The sequence below is a fragment of the Brevundimonas sp. MF30-B genome, assembly GCF_004683885.1.
Lineage (GTDB): Bacteria > Pseudomonadota > Alphaproteobacteria > Caulobacterales > Caulobacteraceae > Brevundimonas.
Genome location: NZ_CP038440.1, coordinates 1,156,514 through 1,170,166, shown reverse-complemented (window position 1 = coordinate 1,170,166; position 13,653 = coordinate 1,156,514). Strand labels below are relative to the sequence as shown.

The following is a 13,653-nucleotide window of genomic DNA, read 5'->3' as shown; positions in this document are numbered from 1 at the left end:
GATGTCAGACCTTACTTCTTGGCGCGGCCGGCGCGGGCGGGTTTGCGGCCGCCCTGGCCCAGGCCCATCTGCTTGGCCAGTTCCGAACGCGCCTTGGCGTAGTTCGGGGCGACCATCGGATAGTCCTTGGGCAGGCCCCACTTGGCCCGATACTCTTCCGGGCTCATGTCGTACTTGGTGCGCAGGTGGCGCTTCAGCGACTTGAACTTGCGACCATCCTCCAGGCAGATCAGGAAGTCAGGGCTGATCGACTTGCGGACCGGCACGGCCGGCTCCTGCGGCTCGGGCTCGGGCTCTGCGGCGGCACCCGTGGCCTGGGCCAGGGCCGTATGGATGCTGGCGATCAGCGACGGCAGCGCCGAGGCGTCCACCGTGTTGTTGCCGACATAGGCCGAAACGATATCAGCCGTCATTTCCAGCAGTTCGGGTCCTTCTTCCATGGGAAGCCGCCTTGTTCTTGTGATGATGCGAGCATGACTGATCGCTTCGGATCAGCCCATGTCCGAGTGAATAGGGACAGCTTCCCCTGAAAGCAAGATTACGCTGACCGAAGTCTAGAGACCGATCGGTTTCATCGGCCGAAGTTTTCGGCCAGCGCCATCATCGCGGCGCGCTCAGGCGCCGAATATTCGTCGATCGCTTCATCCTCTCCTTCGCGTATCGCCCGAAGAAGAGCCGGCGTAAGCGCCGAGGACAACGACCAGTTCCAATACCTCAGAACCGTCTGCGCACGGTCTACCGCCAGCATTTCATAGGTGACCTGGACGCGCTCCCAAGACGGATGAATCCGACCCTCGGCGTCCGTTTCCGGCCGACGCATCGATGTCCAAAGGTTTTGGAGGTCCAGACGCGAAAGCCCTGTGGCCTTGCACAGAATGGCCAGCGGCTCACCTCCAGGATCGCCCAGGATCTTGGCGCCGGTCAGCGGTTTGACGCCCGCCAGATAGGCGATCTCGCTGGCTACCGCACGGCCCAGACCGTCCTTTGCAGCGGTGGCGATCGCATGCTCCAGGGATCCGTACGGGCTTTTGGCGATGGCGGCCCGATTTCTCTGCCGCCGCTCGATGAACTGCAGCGCCTTGCGCGCAACGGGATCCTGCCAGTTCTCCTGAGCCGCCAAGGCGAAAACCTCGTCGGCGACCTCCTGCATGACCTCGCGCGAAACCGCGAAGCGTTGGAGGATGGTCTTGCGATCCTCGGGCCCGCACCACCAGAACATCACGTAGGCGCCTGAAGGCCGCAGTTCGGGTCGGCGCAACAGGTGCTTGCACAGGGCGGGAGACTGGCGGCTGAGGCTGACCACCCCCTCCAGGCCGGTCTGGGACAAGCGCGCCGCGCCGTTCTTGAGCACCGCCTCGATGACGGCGTCTTCGCCAAAGCTCATCAAGGTCTCAGTGACGACCTCGGACAGGCCGCGTCGCTGAGCGATCATCAGCCGATGCACTTCAGTGGCGTCCCGGGCGCAGGCGGTCAGGTCGGCGTCGGTCAGAGACGCGCACTGCTCGATCAGGTGTCGCGCCACCTGCGGCTCGTCGCGCAGCAGCAGGCGCGTGAGGGTGTTGGGAATCTCGCTGAGCGGCGCCAAACGGACCGCCACGCGCTCGCGTTCCTTCGGCGCCGCCATGCGCAGCATCTCGACCAGCAGATCGCCCGTCACCGAGCGCTCGAAGGCGTTGATCCGGCTGGCCGGCAGGGACACCACGTCGGCCAGGCGCTTGAGCAGCGCCCGGCGTGCGCGGAAGGCCTCGACTGGAGGTTGGTCCGGCGTCTCTTCAAGCCTTGGAGCGTCACCCATGGCCGCAGGCTAGCGTTCAGCGGTTAATCAGGGGTGACGGCGCGGAAAGCTGGCCCTCGTGTGCCGGGTGTGACACCGTGCCTCCCTCGAGGGGGCGCCGAGATGAGCGAAGGTCGTAACGACAGCCGAGATCGGTCGAAACGCAACCCGCTCGGCGTCGCCGAGTTCAGCGAGGATTCGATCGGCGTCGGCCAGGTCGAGATTCGCACCCTGCGCGACACTCTCCTCACGCCACGGACGGTTCTGGAGGCCTATATGACGCTGGGGCCCACGGCGGGCGGCGTCTACACTCGTCCTCTGAAGTTGTATCTGGCGCTGTGCGGGGCCCTGATGCTCCTGCTGTTCTTCCGGGGCGGAGCAGGCGGGATCATGAGCCAGCTGCCGTCCGAGTTCTACGCGCCGCTGATCGAGCAATCCGGAAAGTCCAGCGAAGCCTTCCTTGCCGATGTCGACAGCTGGATGAGCCTGACGCTCGTGCCGATCCTGTCGGCCTTCTACGCCTTGGCGGCCATGCCAGTCCTCAGGCTTTGGGATCGCGAGAACCTGGGCTGGCGCCGGGGTCTGCGAGCCAGCTTCGTATTTCTGAACGTCTGGACGATCACCCTGCTGCCGATCGCCTGGTTCAGCTACGATCCGCAGCTGGTCTGGATCACCTGGCCCCTGACCGTCTTGCTCGGCGTCGTCGCCTTCGTCAGAGCGGGGCGCGGCCGGTGGTGGCGCACCCCTGCCGGCGGCGTGGTAAAGGGTGTTGCCCTGGCCTTCCTGATGCAGCTGGCCGCGCAGATCGGCATGATACCGGTGATGGCGATCGGTCTCTTCGGCGGCCTCGCCGGACCCTAGAGCCCCTCGAACAGCGCCGTCGACAGATAGCGTTCGGCGAAGCTGGGGATGATGGCGACGATGGTCTTGCCGGCGTTTTCCTCCAGCGCCGCCTGGCGGAAGGCGGCGACCAGGGCCGCGCCGGACGAGATGCCAACCGGAATCCCCTCCACCCGCGCGACCTTGCGAGCCATGTCGAAGGCGTCTTCGTTCGAGACCTGTTCGACGCCGTCGATCACCTGGCGGTCGACGATAGAGGGCACAAAGCCCGCGCCGATGCCCTGGATCTTGTGCGGCCCCGGCTCGCCACCGGACAGCACGGGCGAGGCGGTCGGCTCCACCGCGATCATCCGCACCGAGGCCTTCTTGGCCTTCAGGGCGTGGCCGACGCCGGTGATGGTGCCGCCGGTGCCGACGCCCGAAATGACGATGTCGACCGCGCCGGCCGTATCGTTCCAAATCTCCTCGGCCGTGGTGACCTCGTGGATGGCGGGATTGGCCAGATTGTCGAACTGGGCTGGGCTGACGGCGCCAGGCGTCTTCTCGAGCAGTTCCGCGGCGCGGGCGATGGCGCCCTTCATGCCCTTCTCGGCCGGGGTCAGCTCAAGCTCGGCGCCCAGCAGGGCCAGCATCTTGCGCCGCTCGATCGACATGCTCTCGGGCATGCACAGGATCAGGCGGTATCCTTTGGCGGCGGCCACGAAGGCCAGGGCGATGCCGGTGTTGCCGCTGGTCGGCTCGATCAGCACGCTGCCGGGGCCGATCTTGCCCGCCTGCTCCAGCGCCTCGATCATGGCGACCCCGATCCGGTCCTTGACCGAGGCGATCGGGTTGAAGAACTCCAACTTGGCCAGCACGCGGGCCTTGGGGTTCATCTCGGCCGACAGGCGCGGCAAGCCGACGATCGGCGTGTCGCCGATGGTGTCGATGATCGAGTCATAGACCTTGCCGCGACCCGACTTGCGGTGGCGGCTGGCGTCGTAGGAAGCGTCGGACATGGGGAGATCTCCGGGAGGCTGATCCTCCAAGAGATAGGCGTCGGCGCCGTTTCGCAAGGGGCGACCGCCACACAAGCCTGTGGGCGACCGCAACCGCTTCACCACCCGTTAACCACGATGGACGACTTCTAAACCCCAGTATCGGGGCCGTTCATTTGCGCAATCTCGTCGCCGCCGTCGAAGCGATCGATCCGCTGGTCGTGACCGGCAAGGTCGCGGGCGTGTCGGGTCTGCTGATCGAATCCCGCGGCGGGCTCAGCCGGCTGGCTGTAGGCGCGCGGGCCGAGATCGTGCGCGGACGCGGGCTGACGCCCCTGCCGGCCGAGGTGGTGGGCTTTCGCGCCTCCACCGCCCTGCTGATGCCCTTCGGCCCGGTCGAGGGCGTGGCGCCGGGCGCCGACATCCGCATCATCGACAGCGCCGCCAGCGTACGCCCGACCACCGCCTGGCTGGGCCGCATCATCGACGCCTTTGGAAACCCCATCGACGGCAAGGGCCCCCTGCCCCAGGGCCCGGTCCCCTATCCCCTGCGTGCGCCCCCGCCGCCAGCCCATGCGCGCGGACGCGTCGGCGAGCGTCTGGACCTGGGCGTGCGCTCGATGGACGTCTTCACCACCACCTGCCGGGGCCAGCGCCTGGGCATCTTCGCCGGTTCGGGCGTCGGCAAGTCGGTGCTCCTGTCCATGCTGGCGCGCCAGGCGAGTTGCGACGTGGTGGTGGTCGGCCTGATCGGAGAACGCGGCCGCGAAGTGCGCGAGTTCATCGAGGAGACCCTGGGCGAAGAGGGTCTGGCCCGCGCCATCGTCGTGGTCGCCACCTCGGACGAACCGGCGCTGAAGCGGCGCCAGGCCGCCTATATGACTCTGGCCATTTCCGAGTTCCTGCGCGACCAGGACCTGGAGGTCCTGTGCCTGATGGACTCCGTCACCCGCTTCGCCATGGCCCAGCGCGAGATCGGCCTGGCGGCCGGCGAGCCGCCGACGACCAAGGGCTATACGCCCACCGTCTTTTCCGAACTGCCCAAGCTGCTCGAGCGCGCCGGCCCCGGCCCGGTGCGCGCCGACGGCACAACGGCGGGGCCGATCACCGCCCTGTTCACCGTGCTGGTGGACGGCGGCGATCATGACGAGCCCATCGCCGACGCGGTTCGAGGCATTCTGGACGGCCACATCGTCATGGACCGCAAGATCGCCGAGCGCGGCCGTTTCCCGGCCATCGACGTGCTGAAGTCCGTCAGTCGCACCCTGCCGGCCTGCCAGCTGCCCGAGGAGCGCGAGCTGAACAAGCGCGCCCGCCAGTGCCTGTCGGCCTACGCCAATATGGAAGAGCTGATCCGCATCGGCGCCTACCGTGCTGGCGCCGACCCCATCGTCGACCGCGCCATCGCCTTGAACCCGGCCCTCGAAGCGTTTCTGGGCCAGGACAAGGACGACGTCACGCGCCTGGACGACTCCTTCAACCGCCTGGAAGCCATTCTGAACCAGGGGATGATCCACGAGTGACGTGTGACGAGTGATTAGCTTGCCCGTCCTCTCGCCACCCTCACCAATCACTAACCTCTAGCCACTACACACTACCCCACTCGCCACTCGCCACTCGCCACTCGCCACTCGCCACTCAAGGGTTACGCCATGACCGCCTGGGCCCAATCCCTGATCCGCATCTCCAGCTATGAGGTCGAGACGCTGCAGAAGCGCCTGGCCGAGGTGAATCTGCGCAAGGCCGAGGCCGAGATGCGCGTCGCCGTTCTGGACGCCGAGGCCGAGGGCGAGCGCGACCGCGCCGCCGCCGACCCGACCGCCGCCATGATGCTGAACGCCTATCTGTCGGGCTGGAAGACCCGCCGCTCGGACGCGGAGACCGAGGTAGCCGTCGTCTCCGCCGAGGAAGACGGCGCCCGCGACGCCCTCACCGCCGCCTTCGAGGAACTGAAGAAGTTCGAGCACGTCGCGGAAACGACGCGGCTGAACACGCTGATAGCTCAGCAGAAGCGCGAAACCGCCGTCTTCGACGAAATGGCCCTGCGCCGCCGGGTCCTTTAGCCCTTAAGCACCTTCACGAGCGCGGTCTCGAAGCTCTTGGCGTCGGGGCCGGGCAGGTGGTCGGCCAGTTCGCCGGCCTCGAACAGGCTGAACACCGTCGGGTGCACATAGCTGGAGCGGCATACGGTCGGCGTGTTGCCCAACAGGCCCGCCACCGCCTTGACGCAGACGGTGATCTTTCGCTTGGCGTCCGTGGGCGAGGTCGGCGCCTCGACGTCGCGCAGGGCGCGGGCGGCCGAGACGGTGCCGGCCCAGGTGCGGAAGTCCTTGGCCGAAAAGTCCTCGCCCATCGCCTGGCGGATATAGGCGTTCACGTCGTCCGAGGTGATGGGGCACAGGTCGCCGTCGGCGTCGCGATATTTGAACAGATGCTGGCCCGGCAGCTCGCGCATCGCCTTGACCACCGTGGCCAGGCGCCGGTCGCGCACGCTGACGCGGTGCTCGACCCCGCTCTTGCCCTTGAAGGCGAAGGTCAGGCCCGTGCCGTCCACCTCCAGGTGCCGCTTGTTCAGCGTGGTCAGGCCATAGGACCGGTTTTGCTTGGCGTATTGGGCATTGCCGACCCGGATCAGGGTGATCTCCAGCAGCCGCACGGCGGTGGCAAGCACCTTCTCGCGCACCGGCCCCTTCTTGCGCAGATCGGCGTCCACCTGCGCCCGCAGTTTCGGCAGGGCGCGGGCGAAGGCGGGCAGGCGGTCGAACTTGTTGGTCGAGGCGTGCGAGGTCCAGTCGGCGTGATAGCGGTACTGCTTACGGCCCTTCACGTCGCGGCCGGTGGCCTGGATGTGACCCGTGGCGCGCGGGCAGATCCAGACATCCTCCCAGGCCGGGGGGATGGCCAGGGCGCGGATGCGGTCCAGAACCTTGGCGTCCTTGATCGGCTTGTCGTTGCGGTCGCGATAGCTGAAGCCCTTGCCGGCGCGACGGCGGCGGATGCCCGGCTGGTCGTCCGAGCACCAGGTCAGGCCCTCGGGAACCTCGATGTCGGGCGCGAAGCCCGCTGAACCATCCGCCATCATCATGTCTCGCTCGCAGGTGACGGCAACGGCGGCGTAGGCCCGGCGGTTCCTCTTGACCGCGACGGACGCGCGGGGGACGAGCGGGGATGAACTATCGCCACAGCTTCCACGCCGGAAACTTCGCCGATCTGGTCAAGCACGCCCTGGTGCTGCGGCTGTTGGCCGACAGACAGGCGGCCGGTCCGGTCACGGTGATCGACACCCACGCCGGCGCCGGCCTATACGACCTGTCAGGCGACGCCGTGCGATCGCGCGAGGCCGAGGCCGGGGTGCTGCGCCTGATGCAGGCCGCCCAGCGCCCGCCGGCCATCCAGTCCCTGGCCGACGAGGTGGCGGCGCTGAATGCGGGGGAGACGGTGCGCTTCTATCCCGGTTCGCCGCTGCTGGTGGCTCGCGCCCTGCGTCCCGGCGACCGCTACGTCGGTTTCGAACTGAACCCGCCGGTGCACGACCTGCTGGTCGAGGCGTTGAAGGCGCACGACCGGGCGGGCGCGGTCGAGGGCGACGGCTATGCGTTGGCCGAGGCCGAGGCGCGAAAGATCAAGGCGCCTCTGGTGCTGATCGACCCGCCGTTCGAACGCCCCGACGACTATCTGCGTGCGGCCGAGACGGGGGCGGCGATCGCCCGGCGCGACCCGACGGCGGTGGTCGCCATCTGGACGCCGCTGAAGGACATGGAGACCTTCGACGGCTTCGTACGCCGGCTGGAGATCGCGGGCGTCCGGTCCGCCCTGATGGCCGAGGCTCGGCTGCGGCCGCTGAACAATCCCATGAAGATGAACGGCTGCGCCATGACGGTGCTGAACCCGCCGCCGGGCGCCGAGGGCGCGGCGCGCGAGATCTGCAGCTGGGTCGCCGCCGAGCTGGGCGACGCCGGCGCGCGCGCCGAAATCTGGAGCCTGTAGATGACCAAGCCCATCGCCATCCTGGAGACCGGCCGCCCGCCCGAGGCCCTGGTCGACGCCTTCGGGGACTATCCGTCCCAATTCCGCGCCCTGCTGGGCCCCGAGGTTGAGACGCGCAGCGTCGATGTTCAGGCCGGAGAACTGCCGGATCCCGACGCCTTTGCGGGGGCCATCGTCACCGGGTCGGCGGCCGGCGTCTATGAGGATCACGCCTGGATCGCGCCCTTGATGGACTGGCTGCGCGACGCGCGCGGTCGCACGCGGCTGGTGGGAGTCTGCTTCGGCCACCAGGCCATGGCCCAGGCCTTTGGCGGGCGGGTCGAAAAGTCAGATCGCGGTTGGGGCGTGGGGCTGCACCGCTACGACGTCGTGTCCCAAGAGGCCTGGATGACGCCCCCGGCGCCTACCCTGGCCATTCCCGTCTCGCACCAGGATCAGGTGGTCGATCCCGGCCCGGGCGCGCGGCTGATCGCGCGCAGCGACTTCACGCCCTTCGCCGGCCTGGCCTGGGGCGATGACGCCATCAGCGTCCAGTGCCACCCCGAGTTCGACCCCGCCTATGCGACCGCCCTGGTCGAGGGCCGCCGAGGCCGCATCGACCCCGCCCTGGTCGACGACGCGGTCCAGAGCCTGAGCCAGCCCGACGACCGCCCCCTGCTGGGCGCATGGATCAGACAGTTCCTGGGAGCCTAGACCCTAGGGCCACTTCACCACGGGCGGCATGGAGCTGAGGATCGAGTCGACGTTCCCGCCGGTCTTCAGGCCGAACATGGTGCCGCGGTCGTAGAGCAGGTTGAACTCGACATAGCGGCCGCGACGGACCAGCTGCTCCTCGCGCTCCTCGGCGGTCCAGGGCTCGACCATGCGGCGGGCGACGATGCGGGAATAGACGTCCAGGAAGGCCTCGCCGACGTCGCGGGTGAAGGCGAAGTCGCGGTCGTAATCGCCGCTGTCGTGGTGGTCGTAGAAGATGCCGCCGGTGCCGCGCGGCTCGTTCCTGTGCGGCAGGAAGAAATATTCGTCGCACCATTGCTTGAAGCGGGCGTGCCAGGTCGGGTCGTGAGCGTCGCAGGCGGCCTTCATGGCGGAGTGGAAGTCGACGGTGTCGGGCGCGTCGTCACGCCGATCGACGTCCAGCACCGGCGTCAGGTCACCGCCGCCGCCGAACCAGCTCTGGGTCGTGGCGATGAAGCGGGTGTTCATGTGCACCGCCGGCACGCGCGGGCTGACCGGATGGCAGATCAGGCTGACGCCCGTGGCGAAGAAGCGCGGATCCTCGGCCGCGCCGGGCACGGTCTTCGCGTAGTCGGCGGGGAAGGTCCCGTGGACGGTGGAGACGTGCACGCCCACCTTTTCGAACAGCCGCCCATGCATCATGCCCATGACGCCGCCGCCGCCCTCGGGCCGCTGCCAGGGGGTGCGCACGAAGCGGCCGGGTTCGCCGGGGAACAGCTCGGCCGGCGCCTGATCCTCCAGCGCCTCGAAGCCTGCGTGGATGCGGTCGCGCAAGGCTTCGAACCAGGCCCGCGTCTCGACCTTCTTGAGGGCCAGGGGATCGGTGACGATGTCGCTCATGGCGGGGCTTGAAGCACGCCGGGCCGCCACGCGCCAGCCTAAAGACCACAGACTTATTAGGGCTGTTTCGACGTGAAAAAGGCCGCGACGGGGAACCGTCGCGGCCTTGTTTCTTCAGCGTCTGGCGATCAGGCCTGGGCGACGCCCTTGCCGCCGTTCGACGGACGGCGGCGACGCGGACGGCGCTTCAGTTCGCCTTCCGGCTTGGCCGGGGCCGGCGTGGTGCGCTCGCCGGCCAAGGGGTTGTAGGTCGCAACAGGACGGTCGGCGTGATGCGTGCGATCGCGCTGGCCGCCGGGCTTGCGCTGGCGGTGCGGCTGGCCGCCGCCCTCGGGCCGGACGCCGTCGCGACGCGGGTTGCGGCGGCCGCGCGGCTGCTGCTCGGACTTGCCCGCGCTATCGATGCTGGCCTTCTTGCCGACGCCGGCGGCCATGATGGACGCGTCCAGCGCCTGCAGAGCGCGGTCGTTCCTGCGGTCCACCGCCGGGATCTTCTGGCGCGTGACCTTCTCGATGTCCTTCAGCAGCTTCATCTCGTCGCCGGCGACGAAGCTGATGGCGGTGCCGTCCTTGCCCGCGCGGGCCGTGCGGCCGATGCGGTGGACATAGGCTTCCGGCACGAAGGGCAGCTCGAAGTTCACCACATGGGTGACCTTGTCCACGTCGATGCCGCGCGCGGCGATGTCGGTGGCGACCAGGACACGCAGCTTGCCGGTCTTGAAGGCTTCCAGCGCGCGTTCACGCTGAGGCTGGCTCTTGTTGCCGTGAATGGCGCCCGCTTCGACCCCGCCGGCTTCCAGATAGGCCGCGACCTTGTCGGCGCCGTGCTTGGTCTTGGTGAAGACCAGGCAGCGCGTATAGGCGGGATCAGAGAACAGCTCGGTCAGCAGGGCGCGCTTGCGGCCCTGTTCGACCCAGATGACCGACTGCTGGATGCGCTCGACGGTGGTGGCCTGGGGCGTGACCTGGACCTTGACCGGGTCCTTGAGCAGTTCAGCCGCCAGCTTGCCGATCTCGGTCGGCATGGTGGCCGAGAAGAACAGGTTCTGGCGCTTGGCCGGGATGCGGCTGACGATCTGACGGATGGGCTTGATGAAGCCCAGGTCCAGCATCTGGTCGGCCTCGTCCAGCACGAAGATTTCGGTCGACGACAGGTCCAGCGTCTTCTGCTGCAGGTGGTCCAGCAGGCGGCCAGGCGCGGCCACCAAGACATCGAGGCCCTGTTGGATGGCGCGTTCCTGCGGGCCGTACTTCACGCCGCCGAAGACCACCGCGACGCGGAAGCCCAGGTGCTGGCCATAGGCCTTGAAGCTGTCGGCGATCTGGGTGGCCAGTTCGCGCGTCGGCGACAGGATCAGGCAGCGCGTGGTGCGCGGCTTGGGCGCGACGCGGTTCTCGGCCAGGCGATGCAGGATCGGCAGGGCGAAGGCGGCGGTCTTGCCGGTGCCCGTCTGGGCGATGCCCAGCAGGTCCTTGCCGGCCATCACGTCGGGGATGGCCTTCTGCTGGATCGGGGTGGGGGTGACATAGCCCTCGCTGGCCAGCGCGGTCAGCAGAGCCTTGTTCAGGCCCATGGATTCAAAGGTGTTGTTGCTCACGGAGCATTCTTTCGCATGCGGCGATGCGCACAGCCGGGCTCAACGCCATTGGGCCGCGCACCGCCAGTCCCGATTGAGCCTCTGAAACAGAAGCCGACGGGGTGGATCGGGCGCCGCCCCGCGTGTCCGGACGACGAATGAATCTTGAGGAGCCGGCCGCTGCTACAGTCAGGTCCGACTTGCGAAGGACCCACACGCGCTGGAGCGCACCGGAAGCCGCAATTGTGCGACGCAGCGCAAATGGGCGCTTATCGCTGAGAAGTCAAGACAGCGGCCGGCGACGTTGCGCCGCCGGCCCTCCCCTCACCGGTTCAGCATGGCGAAGACCTGGTCCCACTTGCCGCTGCTTTCGGCCTGGCGCAGGGGCTTGACCCGTTCGACCAGGATTTCGCCGCGCGGCGTTTCGCCGCCTTCGATCAGGCTCATCACCTCGGCGATGTATTCGGCCAGGGGCATGGAGGCGGGGTTGTCGGCGTGACCAGGCATCAGGTCGGTCGCCACGCCCGGCGGCGCCAACTCCAGCACCTCGACAGGGCTGTCGCGCAGCTGGTCGCGCAGCGAGATCGTCCAGCTGTGAAGGGCCGCCTTGGTGGCGTTGTAGGTCGGCGTCGCCGTCAGCGGGATGAAGGCCAGGCCCGAGGTGACGGTCATGACGGTGGCCGCCGGCTGGGCCTTGAGATGCGGCAGCAGGCCGGCGGTCAGGCGGATGGGGCCCAGCAGATTGGTGGTGATGATCGCCTCGGCCGTCGCCAGATCGAATGGCTCGGCGGTCAGGTCCTCGGTCTTCATGATCCCGGCGTTGTGGATCACGCCGTTCAGGCCGGGATGGTCCCGCACGAGGGTGTCGGCGAAGGCGCGGATCGCGGCGGGATCATCCATGTCGAGCGTCGCCCAGGCCATGCCGGGGTTGGCCTCGGCGACCTCGCGCAGCGGCGCTTCACGGCGGCCGGCGATGATGACCTTGGCGCCGCGCGCGTGAAAGGCTTCGGCCAGGCCTCGGCCGATGCCCGTGCCGCCGCCGGTGATCAGTAGGGTCGAGCGGGTGATATCCATGGTCTTTCTCCTTGCCGTGCGTGAACGACAGGCTAGATAAGGCAAACGCTCTCCATCGGTAAGCAGGCACCGAAAAGGGCTATACTTACTTCAGCGAAAGATTTGGCCATGCCGAGCCCTCCGCCCGCCAGAATCGCCCACCCGGAGACCGGTCAGACCGCCGATCCGCGCGTCGAGGCGCTGGTGAACGACGTCATCGGCCGGGTGGCGGACAAATGGACCATGCTGGTGCTGGAGGTCCTGGCCGAGCACGGCGAGCAACGCTTCACCCGCGTCGGCGATCTGGTCGGCGGCATCAGCCAGAAGATGCTGACCCAGACGCTCAGGGCCATGGAGCGCGACGGTCTGGTGATCCGCACCGTGCATCCCGTTATCCCGCCCAAGGTGGAGTATCGGCTGACCGACCTGGGCGGCTCGCTGGCCGAGGCCTTCTGCGGCGTCTGGACCTGGGCCGAGGCCAACATCGACCGGATCGAGACCGCCCGCGCCGACTTCGACGCGCGCTAGCAATCGCCCCTTAGCCGGCGGCGACCTTCTCCACGATGAAATGGCGGCCCTGGCGATCCTCGATCTCGACCACCCACAGGTCGGGGTCATAGCCGCGCTGGCGGGCGATGTAGGCGTCCAGTTCGCTCTCGCTGTCGCTGGAGACGGGCTGCATCCACAGGCGCTCGCCGTCGGTCCCAAACGCCTCGGTGTAGAGCCGGGCGGTGCGGTTGGCAGTGTCATAGGCCTTGACGATCACCGAGCCGGCGCGCGCGTCGCCGCGCTTGACCACGGTGGCGAAGGCGCCCTCGATCTCGGCCCGGCGGATCAGGGCCGCCACCCACACGTCGGTGGAAATCAGCAAATCGCTAACCCTGCTTGGAAACGGGACCTAAGCCCTGGCGCCGCTAAGGCTGCGGCATGGGGATGCGTCATCTTGCCAGAAGGGCGGGACCGGCGACAGCGCTCGCGCTGGCGTCGATCATGGGTTCGGTCGCACCGGCGTTCGCCGGCGGCGACGCCATGGGCAAATACTATGAGCGCAGCTTCGTCCTGGCCGCGCATCAGCGCTGCGGCCTGTTCCAGCCCGAGGTCGCCGCCGCCCTGACCGCCGCCGCCTGGCAGGCGCGCGGCGCCGCGCTGCGCGCCGGGGTGACCGAGGCCGAGGTGGCCGCCCGCGCCGGCCGCGCCCGCGCCCAGGCTTCGGGCGTCGATTGCCGCTCGGCCGATCTGGTCGTCGTTCAGGGCCGGGTGAACCAGGGTTTCGAAGGCTGGCGGCGCACCGCGCGCATGACCTTCCCCGGCGACCGAGCCGCCTGGGCGGCGAACCGCGGCGCCTATTCCACCCCGACCTGGCGGCTGGCCCAGACCTCCAGCGTCGGCGCCTCGCCCGTGACCTTCGGCGCCGTCGGCGGGCTGGACCAGGCCGACCGACTGGCGGCGGTGGTGTCCTTCGCCGGCAAGCCCCGGCCCTATGCCGCGCGGCTGGTGATGCGCGATCCCGATCTGGCGCCGCGCCCCTGGCTGTCGGGCGAGGGCCTGGCGCCCGAGCGCCAGAGCCGGGTCTTCCTGTCTTCGGGATCGACCGCCGCCGACCGCCTCCTGCTGGGCGACCAGCGCCAGGGCGAGCTGTGGACCTTCCCGGCGACGGCGGCCCAGGCCCTGTCCCGCCTGGACCCGCGCGAGGGCTTCACGGTCGAGTTCCTGTTCCGCGACGACAGCGTCGCCCGCGTCCGCTTCGAAGCCGGCGACTTCGCCGCCGCCCGCGCCTTCCTGGCCATGGGCGCGCTCTAGCGACGACCTGTCCAAAGGTTCACGTGCCAAGCCGGTCAGGTTGATCGATGCTGCCGGACGTTGTCCTTTC

At 68.5% G+C, this 13,653-nt stretch carries 15 protein-coding genes; 7 read left to right on the top strand and 8 right to left on the bottom strand.

The window, feature by feature from the left end:
* Window positions 1-11 precede the first annotated feature (11 nt).
* Window positions 12-440, bottom strand: coding sequence for a MucR family transcriptional regulator (locus E4M01_RS05890; RefSeq protein WP_135061782.1), 429 nt, complete (start codon window positions 438-440; stop codon window positions 12-14).
* Between the two features lie 131 nt (window positions 441-571).
* The gene (locus E4M01_RS05885; RefSeq protein WP_135061783.1) at window positions 572-1,795 is read right to left on the bottom strand and encodes a DUF2336 domain-containing protein; all 1,224 of its coding nucleotides are present in this window, start codon (window positions 1,793-1,795) and stop codon (window positions 572-574) included.
* Window positions 1,796-1,897: 102 nt separating this feature from the next.
* Between E4M01_RS05885 and E4M01_RS05880 the strand changes: the two genes are divergently transcribed.
* Window positions 1,898-2,635 carry a hypothetical protein gene (locus E4M01_RS05880; RefSeq protein ID WP_135061784.1) on the top strand — a complete coding sequence of 246 codons (738 nt, stop codon included), beginning with the start codon at window positions 1,898-1,900 and terminating at the stop codon, window positions 2,633-2,635.
* Here E4M01_RS05880 and cysK read toward each other — a convergent pair.
* The gene (cysK, locus tag E4M01_RS05875; protein WP_135061785.1) at window positions 2,632-3,612 is read right to left on the bottom strand and encodes a cysteine synthase A; all 981 of its coding nucleotides are present in this window, start codon (window positions 3,610-3,612) and stop codon (window positions 2,632-2,634) included. The genes E4M01_RS05880 and cysK overlap by 4 nt on opposite strands.
* Window positions 3,613-3,767: 155 nt before the next feature.
* On the opposite strand from cysK, the gene fliI reads away from it, so the two are divergent.
* A complete protein-coding gene (gene fliI, locus E4M01_RS05870; protein ID WP_135061786.1) occupies window positions 3,768-5,114 on the top strand; it encodes a flagellar protein export ATPase FliI in 1,347 nt (448 codons plus the stop codon).
* Window positions 5,115-5,243: 129 nt separating this feature from the next.
* Complete coding sequence (locus tag E4M01_RS05865) at window positions 5,244-5,654, top strand: flagellar FliJ family protein (protein WP_135061787.1); 411 nt, start codon at window positions 5,244-5,246, stop codon at window positions 5,652-5,654.
* Here E4M01_RS05865 and E4M01_RS05860 read toward each other — a convergent pair.
* Window positions 5,651-6,670, bottom strand: coding sequence for a DNA topoisomerase IB (locus E4M01_RS05860; RefSeq protein WP_135062696.1), 1,020 nt, complete (start codon window positions 6,668-6,670; stop codon window positions 5,651-5,653). The genes E4M01_RS05865 and E4M01_RS05860 overlap by 4 nt on opposite strands.
* An 89-nt stretch (window positions 6,671-6,759) precedes the next feature.
* Here E4M01_RS05860 and rlmJ point away from each other — a divergent pair, with 89 nt between their 5' ends.
* Window positions 6,760-7,578, top strand: coding sequence for a 23S rRNA (adenine(2030)-N(6))-methyltransferase RlmJ (gene rlmJ, locus E4M01_RS05855; RefSeq protein ID WP_135061788.1), 819 nt, complete (start codon window positions 6,760-6,762; stop codon window positions 7,576-7,578).
* A complete protein-coding gene (locus E4M01_RS05850; RefSeq protein WP_135061789.1) occupies window positions 7,579-8,271 on the top strand; it encodes a type 1 glutamine amidotransferase in 693 nt (230 codons plus the stop codon).
* Between the two features lie 3 nt (window positions 8,272-8,274).
* Here E4M01_RS05850 and hemF read toward each other — a convergent pair whose 3' ends face one another.
* From hemF to E4M01_RS05835, 3 genes are all read right to left on the bottom strand, one after another.
* On the bottom strand, window positions 8,275-9,144 hold the full coding sequence (gene hemF, locus E4M01_RS05845) for an oxygen-dependent coproporphyrinogen oxidase (RefSeq protein ID WP_371682919.1): 870 nt from the start codon (window positions 9,142-9,144) through the stop codon (window positions 8,275-8,277).
* 137 nt (window positions 9,145-9,281) lie between these two features.
* Window positions 9,282-10,727: a DEAD/DEAH box helicase gene (locus tag E4M01_RS05840; protein ID WP_135062698.1), complete on the bottom strand. Its 1,446-nt coding sequence runs from the start codon at window positions 10,725-10,727 to the stop codon at window positions 9,282-9,284.
* A 327-nt stretch (window positions 10,728-11,054) separates the two neighbouring features.
* Window positions 11,055-11,804 (bottom strand): SDR family oxidoreductase, encoded by a 750-nt coding sequence (locus E4M01_RS05835; RefSeq protein ID WP_135061791.1) that lies wholly within the window; start codon window positions 11,802-11,804, stop codon window positions 11,055-11,057.
* A gap of 108 nt (window positions 11,805-11,912) precedes the next feature.
* Between E4M01_RS05835 and E4M01_RS05830 the strand changes: the two genes are divergently transcribed.
* Window positions 11,913-12,311, top strand: coding sequence for a helix-turn-helix domain-containing protein (locus E4M01_RS05830; RefSeq protein ID WP_135061792.1), 399 nt, complete (start codon window positions 11,913-11,915; stop codon window positions 12,309-12,311).
* 10 nt (window positions 12,312-12,321) lie between these two features.
* Here E4M01_RS05830 and E4M01_RS05825 read toward each other — a convergent pair whose 3' ends face one another.
* Window positions 12,322-12,654, bottom strand: a complete 333-nt coding sequence (locus E4M01_RS05825; RefSeq protein ID WP_135061793.1) for a DUF1491 family protein — start codon at window positions 12,652-12,654, stop codon at window positions 12,322-12,324.
* A 119-nt stretch (window positions 12,655-12,773) separates the two neighbouring features.
* Here E4M01_RS05825 and E4M01_RS05820 point away from each other — a divergent pair, with 119 nt between their 5' ends.
* Window positions 12,774-13,583, top strand: a complete 810-nt coding sequence (locus E4M01_RS05820; protein ID WP_135061794.1) for a hypothetical protein — start codon at window positions 12,774-12,776, stop codon at window positions 13,581-13,583.
* Window positions 13,584-13,653 lie beyond the last annotated feature (70 nt).